A 13902-nucleotide genomic window follows, 5' to 3' on the forward strand; every position below is an offset into this window, starting at 1 on the left:
TATTTAATATTATTATGTAATTTTTTTGAGGTTGCAAATATATGAATTAAAAAAACAATATTTCAAGCATAATCTATTAAAATTTAATAACATAAAGATTTATTTTTGCTAACCATAATTTAACAATGAATTTTTCTAAGACACTTATTCAATGGTATTTACAAAACAAGCGCGATTTGCCATGGCGCAACAATACCAATCCGTATATAATTTGGCTTTCCGAAATTATGCTTCAGCAAACACGTGTGGCTCAAGGACTGCCATACTTTTTGCGTTTTACCGAAGCTTTTCCGACTGTTTTCGAATTAGCTAATGCTTCTGAAGAAACCGTTTTAAAACATTGGCAAGGTTTGGGCTATTATTCTAGAGCAAGGAATTTGCATAAAACTGCTCAATTTATTGCATTCGAATTGAATGGAACGTTTCCAAAAAGCTATGTCGAACTGTTAAAGTTAAAAGGCATTGGAGAATATACTGCTGCTGCGATTGCTTCTTTTGCACATAATGAAAGCGTTCCCGTGGTTGACGGAAATGTCTATAGAATTTTGTCTCGTTATTTTGATGTAGAAACTGACATTGCATCTTCAAGTGCTAAAAAAGAGTTTGCCCAATTGGCCAACGTTTTAATTCCAAAAGACCAAGCAGATGTTTTCAATCAAGCGATAATGGAGTTTGGAGCTTTGCAATGTGTACCTAAAAATCCAGATTGTTCTATTTGCGTTTTTAATGACAGTTGTCTGGCTTTACAGAAAAAGAAAGTAGCGCAGCTTCCGGTAAAATCTAAAAAGAACAAAGTAACCAATCGGTATTTTAATTATTTGGTTTTTTCAGATGATAATGATAAAACAATTATTAGTAAACGAACCCAAAAAGGAATTTGGCATAATTTGTATGAGTTTCCATTGATTGAAACTGAAATTTCTGAAACCGATACTGTTATTTTAGAATTAATACGCAATCAGGACTTTGTCGAGAATAAAATAGAAGAAATACAATTATACAATCCAGAAGTAATTCGACACAAACTTTCACACCAGCATCTGCATATTAAATTTTGGCATGTGAGATTAAAAAACACCCTTTTAAACGGAATGGATTATGAATCAGCTTCAAAGTTTCCCTTCCCTGTGGTAATTTTCAATTTTATTGAAAAAGTTTGGTTTTAGATTTCAAAATAATTAGTAAATTTGATGGACTCGAGGCTTTTTGCCGAATTGTATGGAGCGAAGCGTAATAAAACAATAAGTTAGCAATGAATGGTACTTTAAACAAGGTTTTGTTAATTGGTCATTTAGGTGACGATGTAAAAATGCATTATTTTGAAGGCGGTAATTGTATTGGTCGATTTCCTTTGGCTACTAATGAAGTTTATATTAATAAACAGACCAATGAAAAAATTACTTCTACCGAATGGCATAATCTAGTTGTTAGAAATAAAGCTGCCGAAATTTGTGAAAAATATTTGTCAAAAGGAGATAAAATATTTATTGAAGGCAGAATAAAATCGCGTCAATGGCAAGCTGAAGATGGCTCTACAAAATACACAACCGAAATACAGGTTACAGAGTTTACTTTTTTAACTACAAAAAAAGAAGTTGATGGATTGAAATCAGCACAGAATTTAGAAACAAAAAACACTAATTTTGAAGCGCCAAATACGGTTGCTCCTGAAAATGATTTACCGTTTTGACATTGTTTAATTAATCTATACGCTATTGGACTCCGAGCCCGGTTTAAACTTTCTTGCAAGTATTGATACTAATTTACTCTTCGGAAGTTTAGGTATTATTTTTCTTTTGTTATGTTCCGCTATGGTTTCTGCAGCAGAGGTTGCGCTTTTTTCTCTTTCTCAAAATGACATTACGACATTGGCTGAGGAAGATGTTTCGAAAGCTAACCTAATTTCAAAACTATTGCAACGGCCCAAAAAATTATTAGCGACCATTTTAGTTGCCAATAATTTTAGTCATATTGGCGTTGTAATAATCTTTTCGTTTGTTGGAACGACACTATTTGAAAGTATAGCTTCACCTTTCTTAAAATTTATAGTTGAGGTTTTATTGGTTACATTTCTTATTCTTTTATTTGGAGAAGTACTCCCTAAAATTTACGCCAGTAGAAATAATATTAAGTTCTCAAAATTTGTAGCTAATCCTTTGTCGCTTCTAGACAAACTGCTTTCGCCAATTAGTTTACCAATGCGATCAGTGAGTGTTTTATTGCATGAAAAGTTAGGGAGACAGAAATCAAATATTTCGGTTGATCAATTATCTCAAGCGTTAGAATTGACTTCTACAGATGACACCTCTTCTGAAGAACAAAAAATATTAGAGGGAATTGTCTCTTTTGGAAACACAGATACAAAGCAGGTTATGAGTCCGAGGATTGATATTTTTGCACTCGAGATTGAGGAAACTTTTGCAGAGATTTATACTAAAATTGTTGAAAAAGGCTATTCTAGAATTCCGGTTTACAGAGAAAGTATCGATCATATTGAGGGTGTACTCTTTGTAAAAGATTTGATTCCACACATCAATAAAAAAGAATTTGATTGGAAGCAGTTAATGCGGGAACCTTTTTTTGTTCCAGAAAACAAAAAATTAGATAATTTGTTGAAAGAATTTCAAAGTAAGAAAAGCCATTTAGCGATTGTGGTTGACGAATATGGAGGAACATCTGGGCTGGTTTCTTTAGAAGATGTAATTGAAGAAATTGTAGGAGATATTTCGGATGAGTTTGATGATGAGAATTTAAATTTTTCTCAAATAGATGAAAAGAATTTTCTTTTTGAAGGTAAAATCAATCTTAAGGATTTCTATAGAATTGTAGATGTTGATGAAGAAATTTTCGAAAATAGTAAAGGCGAAGCAGAAACATTAGCCGGATTTATATTAGAAATTTTAGGAAATTTTCCAAAAAAAGGTCAAAAAATTCATTTTTCAAACGTACGTTTCAGCATTGAAGTGGTTGACAAAAAAAGAATAAAACAAATAAAAATCACACTTGAATAATTTAAAAATGCTTAAAAAAATTGTTGGTATTTTTTCGGCGCTATCAATTTTGGCTCTTGCCATAAGTTGTAAAGATGATGTTTTGCCAAAACCAGAAAGCCAATTGCGATTGGATTATCCAATAGCTAAATACGCGAGTTTTAGTAATCATTGCCCTTTTGAATTTGAAATAAACGAAAACGCCATAATCAAAGAAGATAAAAATTGTGGTTTTTCAATTCATTATCCTAAAATGAAAGCGACCATTTACCTTACTTATAAAAGGGTTGACAATAATATTAATGTATTATTGAAAGACGCTCAAAAACTAACGTATGAGCACGTAATAAAAGCAGATGATATTTTGGAACAGCCTTATATTAATCCAGACAAAAAGTTGTATGGTATGTTTTATCGCGTAAATGGGAATGCTGCAACAAATGCCCAATTCTACGCCACCGATAGCATTAAACATTTTGTAACCGGCTCCGTATATTTTTATGCCAAACCAAAATTTGATTCTATAATGCCAGCAGCGGATTATGTTAAAAATGACATGCAGCGTTTACTGGAGACCATAAAATGGACCCAAGGCCGTTAGGGCGATCGGAGCGCCACGAGCGAAGCGAACTGGCGTAGCAAACTAAATAAAAAAGGAACCCTTGAGTTCCTTTTTTATATGTTAAGTTGGTTAGTATTATACTTTACCTTTTGTTTTCATGTCTGAAACTTTATAAGTTTCTCCGTCACCGGTGGTTTCAACAGCTTTCGTTATGTTTTCTGAAGATAAAACCGCAGCATCAAAATCAACTGTAGCTTGTTTTTTATCAAAATCAATAGAGGCTTTTTGAACACCATCCATTTTGGATAATTTGGTTTCAATGGTTTTAGCACAACCCATGGCACAAGTCATGCCTTCAATTTTGAAACTGGCGGTTTCTGGTTTAACTACAACAGTATTTTTTTTCTCTGTAGTCGATTTATTATTGCCAGTTGCTGGTTTGCTAGCTGCATCTTTACAACCAATTAATAATGCAGAAGCTATACTAAAAGTTACTAATGATTTGGTGAAATTCATTGTTTCCTATTTTATTATTGGGGTTTGTTTTTAATTTTTTCCAAAATTAGTAAAAAATAAAAGTGATTATTCTTAAAATAATTACAAAATTTGAGGCAATCAAAAAGTAACAATGAAATTACTACAGTTAAAATGGATTATCCTTATAACACTTGCCCTGATTTGGGGAAGCTCATTTATATTAATAAAAAAAGGATTAGTAGGATTAGATCCATTTCAATTGGGTTCTTTGCGAATTATTTTTTGTACGATTTTTTTATTACTGTTGGGGTATCGGAGCTTAGCATCTATTGCGCAGCATCAATGGAAATATATTGCGCTGACTTCGTTGTTTGGAACCTTCATTCCGGCGTATCTTTTTGCTATTGCACAAACACAAATAAATAGTTCTGTTAGTTCCATTTTAAATTCATTGACGCCTTTGAATACTTTAATTCTCGGGGCTTTAGTTTTTGGATTGGATTTCAAACGAACGCAAATATTAGGAATAATTATAGGTTTTATTGGAACAATTCTTTTGATTTTTAATGGTGCGTTACATCATCCTAATCAAAATTATTGGTACACTTTATTGGTTTTAATAGCTTCTGTTTGTTATGCAACGAATGTTAATTTGATAAAAAAATATCTTTCTGAAATGAAGCCGTTGACGATTACAACAGGGAATTTTTTAGTAATGTTGTTTCCAGCTTTAATAATATTATTGTGTTCAGATTTTTTATCAGTTATTAATATGGAAACAGTAAGGCATTCCATGATATTTATTGCTGTTTTAGGAGTTATAGGTACCGGTATAGCTAATATTTTGTTTTATAAATTGATACAAATATCATCACCTGTTTTTGCTACATCGGTAACGTATTTAATTCCGGTTGTAGCTTTTTTTTGGGGATTACTCGATAATGAGATGTTAACGCCTATTCAATTTTTAGGAGCTTTTATTATTTTAATTGGAGTTTATTTATCTGGTAAAAAGTAAAAAGCCATTCCGATTGGAATGGCTTTAAGAAAATATTTTCTTTTTAATTATTGAAAATCTGCATCAGAAACTCCTTCATTGATTTTTACATCACTCATTTTAATATCTAATTCAAAACCAACATTCATGATTGTATTAAAAGGAACTTTCACTCCTTTAACAGCTCTATAATCTTTAAAGTTTGTTACTCTAGTTGCTTTCTTTCCATCTTGCTCTTCTGTAGTTGATTCAGCCGTTTTTAATCCTGATTTTACATCAAAAAAGTAAGTAGTATCACCATCAACAACTGCGTAAGCATCAGAACCGTCAATTGGCTCGATTCCTGAAATAGTTACACCGCTTTTAGTCGTTAATAAAGTTTCATTGAAAAGTACTGCACTTTCTTTCATTTTTGCTAATTCTTCACCTTCTAAAACTTTTTTCTGACCTTGTTGCATCATGTATCCGCTATTCCCATTAATTACTTGCTTCATCAAGCTCATTCCTCCCATAGCTAATTCGATCATCATTTTTCCATTTGAATCCATTTTAGCATTGTATGATAAAGGTGCTGGCGCTTGAGGAATAGTTGTTGAACCCACAGAGGCCATAGATTTAACCGATTTCACAGCTTTGTCTCCACCGATAGCCGTTACATAAGCATCAACTACAGTTTTCACCGTAACTCCAGCAGGAACTGGTTTTTTCATAGCTGGTTTTTCAGTTGGATTTCCAAATTTATCAAAATAAAACATTGGAATCTTTAGGCTTTCTAATCCAGCGATTACTTCGGAACCTTTTCCAACTACTAAAATTCGAGCATTGTCTCCTAGGAAATATTTGTTTGCAACTCTCATAACATCATCAGGGGTAACGGCATTGATGTTTTTGATGTAGTTTTCGTAGAAATCAGCTGGTAATCCTTCGGTTTCAATATTTAAAGCATATCGAGCCACCGTTGCTGGCTTTTCAACTTGCATCACAAATTTCCCAACATATCCTGCTTTTACATTATTTAAAATTTCATCCGTTACTTTTTCAGTTCGGATTTTTTTTAATTCTTTCAACGCTTCAACAACAGCACTATCCGTTACAGCATTTCTAACTTGAGTATTTGCTTTGAATTGGCTATAAACATTTTTATCAAAACCGATGCTTGAACGCGCGCCATACGTCCAACCATGAGCCTCTCTTAAATTCATGTTTAAGTAGCTATTGAAATCACCACCGTAAACTTGATTCGCTAAAATTACTGGGAAAAAATCAGCATCAGTCATTTTTAGATTTACAGTGTTCATTATTGTAATCTCTGATTGAACCGCGTTAGGCATATCTACAAAGTTGATTTGTGTATATTGAACATTACTCGGATTAGTATATGTCAATCTTGGCGCGGTAGCTTTTACCCATGAACCAAATAGCTTTTCAACGTTTTTCTTAACGTCTTTGGTTTTTACATCACCAACAATAACTAAATAAGCATGTTCGGGAACGAAATAGGTTTTATAGTTATCTCTTACATCAGCAAGTGTTACATTATTAATAGTTTCTTCTGAAAGATATTCTCCAGAGGGGTGATTTCTTCCATAAGCTAATACTCTTTCAACTCTACCCGCAACTGCTGTAACACTTTTCTCTTGTGCTTTTAAACCGTCAATTAATTTGTCTTTTTCTTTGTCAAATTCATCTTGAGTGAAGTTTGGCATTAAAGCGCCTTCTGCCATTAATTCTAAGATTCTTTTTGCGTGTTTTGACAAACCACTTGCAGAGGCACCTGAAGAATAGAAGTTAATGTTTGCGCCTAAAAAATCAATTTCTTCGTTAAAAGGATCTTTTGCAGTTTTGGTTGATCCATTTCCGATTAAACTACTGGTTAAATCATCAACCCCTTTTTTGTTGCCTTCAGCAAATGGAGTATTGTCAATCGTTAAGCTATAAGAAACCCTTGGTAGCTTATGGTTTTCAACTACTAATACTTTTAATCCGTTTGGTAACGAAAAAGTTTCAGGTTTTTTGATGTTGATTTTTGGAGCTGGTCCAGGTTTTGGCTGTGTTCTGTCTTGTGCTTGCATAATAAAAGTTAAAAACAAGCTTGATAATATGATTATTTTTTTCATTTTGAGTAAGTTTATTTATTGTCAGCTTTGTCTTTTGCAGGAACATAATCCAAGATCAAACGTTGGTTTGAATTCAGGTATTTTTTTGCAATTGTTCTCATTTCTTCACGAGTAATTGAGCGTAATATATCAATATCAGTATTGATTAAGTTAACATCGCCATACAATAAGTAGTAAGTGGCTAAATTTTCAGCAACACCTTCAATGCTTGCATTATTATCTACATAATTACTTTCATTGATGTTTTGTAATTTTTGAAAATCTTTTTCAGAAATTAAATCTGTTTGCAATTTTACAATTTCTTCATCAATTTCTTTAACTAAATCATTTGAAGTAAATTCACCTTGCGGCATTCCGTAAAGAATATATTGTCCATAATCTTCTTGGGCATAATTGAAAGCTCCAATTTGTAAAGCCATTTTCTTGTCGTCAACAATTTTTTTGTACAATTTGGAACTTTTACCATTGCTTAAATACGTCGATATCATATCTAAAACTCTTGCATCACGTGTTTTCATAGATGGAATTCTATAGGCAGTGACCACCATTGGTTTTTGGATGTTTGGATCTTCGTAAGTTGCTTTAATCGTTTCTGTAATTGGTGCTTCTACAAATGTTTCTTTTTTCAATTCAATACCTCTAGGTATTGGTCCAAAATAATCTTGAATCCATTTTTTAGTTTGTTCAACATCAATCTGACCTGCAACCACTAAAACAGCATTGTTTGGCGAATAAAACTTTTTGTTAAACGCTTGAAATTCTTCTAGTTTTGAAGCATCTAAATGAGCCATGGAACCAATAGTGGCCCAACGATACGGATGCACTTTAAACATGTTCTTCTTAACTTCGGCAATCAATTGACCGTAAGGTTGATTGTCTACTCGCAATCTTTTCTCTTCTTTAACTACTTCATTTTGAGTGTCAACACCAATTTGATTAATTACAGGATGCATCAATCTTTCTGATTCCATCCACAACCCTAGTTGCGCATTATTTGAAGGAAAAACTTCGAAATAATAGGTTCTGTCTTCTGTAGTGTTGGCGTTGTTTGTACCTCCATTTGAAGTTACAATTTTAAACCATTCACCACGTTTGATGTTTTGAGTTCCTTCGAACAATAAATGTTCAAAAAAGTGTGCGAATCCAGTTCTATCTGGATTTTCATCTTTTGCACCTACATGATACATAACAGAGGTAATTACAACGGGTGCTGATTGGTCATTGTGTAAAATTACATGTAAACCATTTGGCAAATCGTATTCCTCAAAAGCGACCTTTTGGGCCAGAGCTGTTCCTCCAAGCATAAGCATTGAACTTAAAGCGATTAATGAATTTTTCATAAAAAATATAAATTTTTTCGTTGATTTTGATGTTAGTAAACTAACGTTAAATTTTGTTACACCAAAAGTAATTTATTTTATTTATATTTTACAAAAATATATTAATTTCTAAAGAAGGTTGTAACACTTTGATTAACAACTTTAAACTTTTTTTTAGTTAGAGTTGTGTGTAAAAGAAATAGTATTATATTTGCAACCCGAAAAGTCGGGATTAAATTAATTAAACATCATTGTTATGTACGCAATCGTAGAGATAGCAGGGCAACAATTTAAAGTAAGCAAAGACTTAAAGGTTTATGTTCACCGTTTGACTAATGAAGAAGGTTCAAAAGTTTCTTTTGACAAAGTTCTTTTATTAGACGAAAATGGAAACATAACTTTAGGCGCCCCAGCTATAGAAGGTGCTTCAGTAGAAGCCAAAGTGTTACAACACTTAAAAGGAGACAAAGTAATCGTTTTCAAAAAGAAAAGAAGAAAAGGGTACAAAAAGAGAAACGGTCACAGACAGTATCTTACTCAAATTGTAATAGAAGGTATATCTGCAGCTGGCGCTAAGAAAGCAGCTCCAAAAGCAGAAAAAGTTGCAGTAGCAGCAACTGAAGAACTTGAAGCTCCTAAAAAAGCAAAAGCTCCGAAAGTTGACACGAGCGTTAACGAACAGGCGAAGCAAAAGTCAGCGGAAGAAGCTCCAAAAAAAGCAGCTCCAAAAGCTAAAAAAGAAGATACACAAGAATAATAACAATATAAAACTTATACGTCATGGCTCACAAGAAAGGTGTCGGTAGTTCTAAGAATGGTAGAGAATCAGAATCAAAACGTTTGGGCGTTAAGATATATGGTGGTCAAGCAGCAATACCTGGTAATATCATCGTTAGACAAAGAGGTTCTAAACATAATCCAGGAGAAAACGTTTACATGGGTAAAGATCATACCTTGCATGCAAAAGTTGCTGGAGTAGTGAAATTTCAGAAAAAAGGTGAAAACAAATCATTTGTTTCTGTGATTCCATTCGAAGCATAAGAACAAATCTTATTAATATACTAAACCCGAACAGCAATGTATCGGGTTTTTTGTTTAAATTACTTTATTTAAATATTGGCGCAGACAAACCCTTTCTCTTCAAGAAATTCTAAAGTTTTAGGTAAAACATATTTTAGGTTTCGTTCGGCTTTTAGACTATCGTGAAAAACAATTATACTTCCAGATTTGATATTTTTCAAAACATTATTTAGACATTTTTCTTTAGAGGTTTCAGCATCAAAATCATAGGATATGATATCCCACATGATTATTTTATAGCCTAAGGCGCGCAATTTTTTAGATTGTGAAGGTTTTATTTTACCGTAAGGAGGACGAAATAAGTTTGTGATTTGTGATGTGTGATTTGCAATTTCTGATTGACAAAGCAAAACATTATTACTATACTTCTTAGTAGCAGTTTTCCATCCTCTTAGATGATTAAAAGTATGGTTGCCGATAGAATGTCCGTCAGCGAAAACTTTTTCAAAAATTTTAGGATGTTTTTCAATATTATTCCCAATGCAAAAGTAAGTCGCTTTGGCATTATATTTTTTTAGTTGATCTAGTGTCCATTCAGTGATTTCGGGAGTTGGGCCATCATCAAAAGTTATGAATACTTTATTTTCATTGTTGGCAATATCCCAAACATAATTTGAGAATATTTTTTTGATGAAATAATTTGTTTTTACCCAGAAACTCATAGTATAAATATAAAAAAATGTACTAATAAGAATTTTCACCCGAGCAAAGCGAACTGGCGAAGCAAATTAGCACATCTTCTATTTTTTTAAATTATATTATTCTAATTCTCTTCCGAAACGGGAAAATCGGTTGACCAATGCATTAAATGCGGGTTTGTTTTTATTGTAGAATTCGATATCGCCTCTATCTTTTATGACCGTAAGTAAACTTCTATAGCGTTCAATATCAGTAATGATATCTGATGCAATACCGTTTTGAATTGAGGGCTGAATTCCTGAATAATAGGTTAGATTTTGTTTGTATTTCGTCATCAATCTTTCTAATAGTTGTCGGGCTTTGGCTTTTTCTCCTACTTCATAATAGCCACCCGCAAAGGGTTCAACCATAGTATAATAGCCATAGTAATCCATTGGCATCTTATTTAGTGCTAATTCGATTATCTTTTTAGCTTTCGCTATTTTGCCTTCATTGATTAATTGCTCCATTAGTCTTGCCATATTAGTTCTATAGGAAATACTATTTTTTCTGGTTTCTGGATCGTGATAAATACTCGTAAGTTGCCCATTACCCCAGTTCCATTTCATGACCAAATCATACATTTTGTCACTATCAATATCGCCCATATCATAAGGATTTTCTTTGTCAATAGGTGTTTTTATCGGAACTAATTTATAAACCAATCCATCTAGCTGCAGGTAGTCTTTCATCCATAAATAATCGTCATCTCCAAAACTTCCACCTGTAAAATATATTGGACGTTTCCAGTCATTATTAGCTAAAACATCTAAAGCCATTAAACGGTTTTTATATAAAGCACTTCCTTTTATGTCTAAATCTATATAAGGTACTAATGAGTCATAGTAAATACTATTGACCACATTATTCTTGATAATTTTATTTTTATCAACAGGGATTCTGATTTTATTTGTTGGGTAAAAATGGATGGTTTGACCGTTAGACATTTCAACGGTTGATTTCGGATTTTTTATAAAATCGATAAACGCTTTAATGTCCCAGCGAGCATCTGTTTTTGGAATGTGGGCAACGTAATCTAATTTGTCTCCTACATATTCATCGTGTTTAAATGATATTGGTAAGCCATCAGATTTATACGTTTTAAATTTCATTTGATCTATATACCAATCGGTCATGAACAATTGTGTATTTACAATTTTAATATCGGTTCTAATTCCTTCAATTTCTTGAGCATACCACAGCGGGAACGTATCATTGTCTCCAATTGTATACAGAATGGCATTTTGGTCGCACGATTCGAGATAGTTTTTTGCCATAGCGATTGCTGTATATTTTTTTGCGCGACTATGGTCATCCCAGTTTTGGCAGGCCATTAAAATCGGTGCAATCAAAAGGCAAATAGCAATAACAAATGGTCCAACTAGTTTCGATTTTATTTTCTCGGAGATAATTTCATAAATTGCATAAACTCCGAAACCAAGCCAAATTGCGAACACATAAAAGGAACCAACCAATGCATAATCTCTTTCGCGAGGTTCAAATGGTCTTTCGTTTAAGAATATTTTTAAAGCAATACTGTTAAAAAGGAATAAGGCTAGAAGTACATAAAAGCTTTTTAAATCTTTTTGTGCATGATACATAAGCCCAATTAGGCCAATAAAGAATGGTAAGAAGTAATATAGATTTCTTCCTTTATTATTTATAACATCATCTGGAAGATTTTCTTGAGTTCCTTTGCCTAGATGAATTTCGTCAATGAATTTAATTCCACTTAACCAATTCCCATCCAAATTATCATATTTTCCTTGAACATCGTTTTGTTTTCCCACAAAATTCCAAAGCAAGTATCTACCGTACATGTAACCAAATTGGTATTCAATCATGAAACTTATATTGTCCCATGTTGATGGTTTTTCTATGATTAAATAATCGCTATATTTTTTAAGAAAGGAAACATAATCTTCATTGTCAATTTTTTTCTGGGCATAAGCCGACTTGAATTCAGTAATCGTCTTCCCCATTTCTTCTTTTAACTGACCTACCGCCATACCAACTTGTTCTTCACTTAAACTATCGATATTAACACCGTATTGCGCTAAGTCTTCTTCGTAAGGATAGTTTTGATTGAGTTCTACTTTTGGAACACCAGTAAACTGAATATAATTATCTATATGATCCGTACTCCAAAGTCTTGGGAGCACTGCTTTTTGAGCGTTGTCACTATTTTGTTCAGCATTTTTGTAATTATTTACGATAACATATTTGCCCGTTTTATAATCTCTTTCATAGTTTGGTGCTTTGTCTAAATAAGGTTCGTCTTTGTCTAAACCTGCAAACGTATCGGTATATTGTGGACCATAGAATAAAGGATTAACTCCATACTGTTCTCTATTATAGTAGGCTAAAACTTCGGCCGCATCCGAAGGTTTATTTTCATTAATTACCACATTGGCATTGGCACGAATGGGTAACATCATCCATACAGAAAAACCAATTAAAACAAAAAGAACACACAATAAAATAGTGTTGTAAAAAGGATGCCCTTTTTCTTTGGTATATCTTAATCCAAAATAGAAAAAAGCGACAATCAACAAAAGGGCAATTAGAGTTCCTGAGTTAAAAGGTAATCCAATACTATTTATCATAAAGATTTCCATTTTTCCAAAGAATGCTAAAGTATAGGGCAATAGTAATTTAAATATAAATAGTAATACAGCAACAATAATGATGTTGGCAATTATAAAATTTTTGACAGTAATTTTTTTAAAATTTTTAAAGTAGTATAAAAAACCAATGGATGGAATGGTTAACAGTGCCATAAAGTGAACCCCAAATGAAAGTCCAATAAGTAATGAAATAAGTAACAACCAACGATTTCCTTTTGGTGTGTGCATATCTTGCTCCCAACGTAATCCAAGCCAAAAAAGCAATGCGATAAATAAAGAAGCCATCGCATAAACCTCTGCTTCTACGGCACTTGACCAAAAACTGTCTGAAAAAGTAAAGGCTAAAGATCCAACAAATGATGCTCCTAAAATCACAATCGATTTGTTTTTATCAATTTCGGTATACGATGAAACTATTTTTTTTAATAGAATAGTAGATGACCAGTACATAAATAATATAGTAAATGCGCTTGAGAATACGGAAAGCATATTAACCATTAAGGCCACTAAAGAGTCATTTCCAAAAGAAAACATCGCAAAGAAAGCACCTAGCATTTGGAACAATGGTGCTCCGGGTGGATGACCTACTTCTAGTTTTGCAGCGGTAGAAATATATTCGCCACAATCCCAAAAACTCATAGTAGGTTCAACGGTTAAGGAAAAAGTTAGTAAGGCAATTGCAAATGTTGTCCATCCTAAGATGGTGTTCCAATTATTGAAGTTAAAATTCATCATATAGATATGAAATGAAGGGTTTTATTTTGATGCTACAAAGAAACTATTTTTTTTAACGCAATTAAATGTGCGTTAACAATTTTTTCTCAAATAGGATAACGGTTTAATTACAAGTTTATTGTAGTCTATTATCACTAGATATAGTAGATTCGTTTTAATTTTTATAGCTAATTATTTGTATAAAATAAAATTTGTGTTAAATTTGCACTCGCGTTAAGTAAAGCTGGTCTATGGTGTAATGGTAACACAACTGTTTTTGGTGCAGTCTTTCAAGGTTCGAGTCCTTGTAGACCAACAAAAAATCCTCTCAAGTTGAGAGG

At 32.8% G+C, this 13902-nt stretch carries 12 protein-coding genes and 1 tRNA gene; 8 read left to right on the forward strand and 5 right to left on the reverse strand.

Annotation, left to right across the window (positions count from 1 at the left end):
- Nucleotides 1-125 precede the first annotated feature (125 nt).
- The 4 genes from mutY to gldD all read left to right on the forward strand — a co-directional run bounded on the left by mutY (nucleotide 126) and on the right by gldD (nucleotide 3591).
- Nucleotides 126-1166, forward strand: coding sequence for an A/G-specific adenine glycosylase (gene mutY, locus ACIQ2L_RS08690; RefSeq protein ID WP_396157820.1), 1041 nt, complete (start codon nucleotides 126-128; stop codon nucleotides 1164-1166).
- Between the two features lie 86 nt (nucleotides 1167-1252).
- On the forward strand, nucleotides 1253-1690 hold the full coding sequence (locus ACIQ2L_RS08695) for a single-stranded DNA-binding protein (protein ID WP_396157821.1): 438 nt from the start codon (nucleotides 1253-1255) through the stop codon (nucleotides 1688-1690).
- A 25-nt stretch (nucleotides 1691-1715) separates the two neighbouring features.
- Entirely contained in the window at nucleotides 1716-3011 is a 1296-nt protein-coding gene (locus tag ACIQ2L_RS08700) for a gliding motility-associated protein GldE (protein ID WP_396157822.1), read from the forward strand.
- 7 nt (nucleotides 3012-3018) lie between these two features.
- Nucleotides 3019-3591, forward strand: coding sequence for a gliding motility lipoprotein GldD (gene gldD, locus ACIQ2L_RS08705; RefSeq protein WP_396157823.1), 573 nt, complete (start codon nucleotides 3019-3021; stop codon nucleotides 3589-3591).
- Between the two features lie 96 nt (nucleotides 3592-3687).
- Here the strand turns inward: gldD and ACIQ2L_RS08710 are convergent, their stop codons facing one another.
- Nucleotides 3688-4068 (reverse strand): heavy-metal-associated domain-containing protein, encoded by a 381-nt coding sequence (locus tag ACIQ2L_RS08710; RefSeq protein ID WP_396157824.1) that lies wholly within the window; start codon nucleotides 4066-4068, stop codon nucleotides 3688-3690.
- 112 nt (nucleotides 4069-4180) lie between these two features.
- Between ACIQ2L_RS08710 and ACIQ2L_RS08715 the strand changes: the two genes are divergently transcribed.
- Entirely contained in the window at nucleotides 4181-5047 is an 867-nt protein-coding gene (locus tag ACIQ2L_RS08715) for a DMT family transporter (RefSeq protein ID WP_396157825.1), read from the forward strand.
- Between the two features lie 47 nt (nucleotides 5048-5094).
- Here ACIQ2L_RS08715 and ACIQ2L_RS08720 read toward each other — a convergent pair whose 3' ends face one another.
- Together ACIQ2L_RS08720 and ACIQ2L_RS08725 are read right to left on the reverse strand one after the other, a co-directional pair.
- Nucleotides 5095-7143 (reverse strand): M16 family metallopeptidase, encoded by a 2049-nt coding sequence (locus ACIQ2L_RS08720; RefSeq protein ID WP_396157826.1) that lies wholly within the window; start codon nucleotides 7141-7143, stop codon nucleotides 5095-5097.
- An 11-nt stretch (nucleotides 7144-7154) separates the two neighbouring features.
- Nucleotides 7155-8483: a M16 family metallopeptidase gene (locus tag ACIQ2L_RS08725; protein ID WP_396157827.1), complete on the reverse strand. Its 1329-nt coding sequence runs from the start codon at nucleotides 8481-8483 to the stop codon at nucleotides 7155-7157.
- 235 nt (nucleotides 8484-8718) lie between these two features.
- On the opposite strand from ACIQ2L_RS08725, the gene rplU reads away from it, so the two are divergent.
- Together rplU and rpmA are read left to right on the forward strand one after the other, a co-directional pair.
- Nucleotides 8719-9219: a 50S ribosomal protein L21 gene (rplU, locus tag ACIQ2L_RS08730; RefSeq protein WP_396157828.1), complete on the forward strand. Its 501-nt coding sequence runs from the start codon at nucleotides 8719-8721 to the stop codon at nucleotides 9217-9219.
- A 23-nt stretch (nucleotides 9220-9242) separates the two neighbouring features.
- Entirely contained in the window at nucleotides 9243-9503 is a 261-nt protein-coding gene (gene rpmA / locus ACIQ2L_RS08735) for a 50S ribosomal protein L27 (RefSeq protein ID WP_396157829.1), read from the forward strand.
- 68 nt (nucleotides 9504-9571) lie between these two features.
- On the opposite strand, the gene ACIQ2L_RS08740 is transcribed toward rpmA, so the two are convergent.
- Together ACIQ2L_RS08740 and ACIQ2L_RS08745 are read right to left on the reverse strand one after the other, a co-directional pair.
- On the reverse strand, nucleotides 9572-10204 hold the full coding sequence (locus ACIQ2L_RS08740) for a polysaccharide deacetylase family protein (RefSeq protein WP_396157830.1): 633 nt from the start codon (nucleotides 10202-10204) through the stop codon (nucleotides 9572-9574).
- A 96-nt stretch (nucleotides 10205-10300) separates the two neighbouring features.
- Nucleotides 10301-13582 (reverse strand): DUF2723 domain-containing protein, encoded by a 3282-nt coding sequence (locus ACIQ2L_RS08745; protein WP_396157831.1) that lies wholly within the window; start codon nucleotides 13580-13582, stop codon nucleotides 10301-10303.
- A gap of 224 nt (nucleotides 13583-13806) precedes the next feature.
- Between ACIQ2L_RS08745 and ACIQ2L_RS08750 the strand changes: the two genes are divergently transcribed.
- A tRNA-Gln gene (locus tag ACIQ2L_RS08750) sits at nucleotides 13807-13877 on the forward strand.
- Nucleotides 13878-13902: the final 25 nt, after the last annotated feature.

Origin of the sequence: Flavobacterium sp., from assembly GCF_044369455.1 — a bacterium.
Lineage (GTDB): Bacteria > Bacteroidota > Bacteroidia > Flavobacteriales > Flavobacteriaceae > Flavobacterium.

Excerpts from the sequence above, each read along its gene's own strand:
- ACIQ2L_RS08745 (WP_396157831.1), bottom strand. The coding sequence starts at position 13,582 with ATGATGAATTTTAACTTCAATAATTGGAACACCATCTTAGGATGGACA.
- gldD (WP_396157823.1), top strand. The coding sequence starts at position 3,019 with ATGCTTAAAAAAATTGTTGGTATTTTTTCGGCGCTATCAATTTTGGCT.
- ACIQ2L_RS08710 (WP_396157824.1), bottom strand. The coding sequence starts at position 4,068 with ATGAATTTCACCAAATCATTAGTAACTTTTAGTATAGCTTCTGCATTA.
- mutY (WP_396157820.1), top strand. The coding sequence starts at position 126 with ATGAATTTTTCTAAGACACTTATTCAATGGTATTTACAAAACAAGCGC.
- rpmA (WP_396157829.1), top strand. The coding sequence starts at position 9,243 with ATGGCTCACAAGAAAGGTGTCGGTAGTTCTAAGAATGGTAGAGAATCA.
- ACIQ2L_RS08740 (WP_396157830.1), bottom strand. The coding sequence starts at position 10,204 with ATGAGTTTCTGGGTAAAAACAAATTATTTCATCAAAAAAATATTCTCA.
- ACIQ2L_RS08695 (WP_396157821.1), top strand. The coding sequence starts at position 1,253 with ATGAATGGTACTTTAAACAAGGTTTTGTTAATTGGTCATTTAGGTGAC.
- ACIQ2L_RS08715 (WP_396157825.1), top strand. The coding sequence starts at position 4,181 with ATGAAATTACTACAGTTAAAATGGATTATCCTTATAACACTTGCCCTG.
- ACIQ2L_RS08725 (WP_396157827.1), bottom strand. The coding sequence starts at position 8,483 with ATGAAAAATTCATTAATCGCTTTAAGTTCAATGCTTATGCTTGGAGGA.
- rplU (WP_396157828.1), top strand. The coding sequence starts at position 8,719 with ATGTACGCAATCGTAGAGATAGCAGGGCAACAATTTAAAGTAAGCAAA.
- ACIQ2L_RS08720 (WP_396157826.1), bottom strand. The coding sequence starts at position 7,143 with ATGAAAAAAATAATCATATTATCAAGCTTGTTTTTAACTTTTATTATG.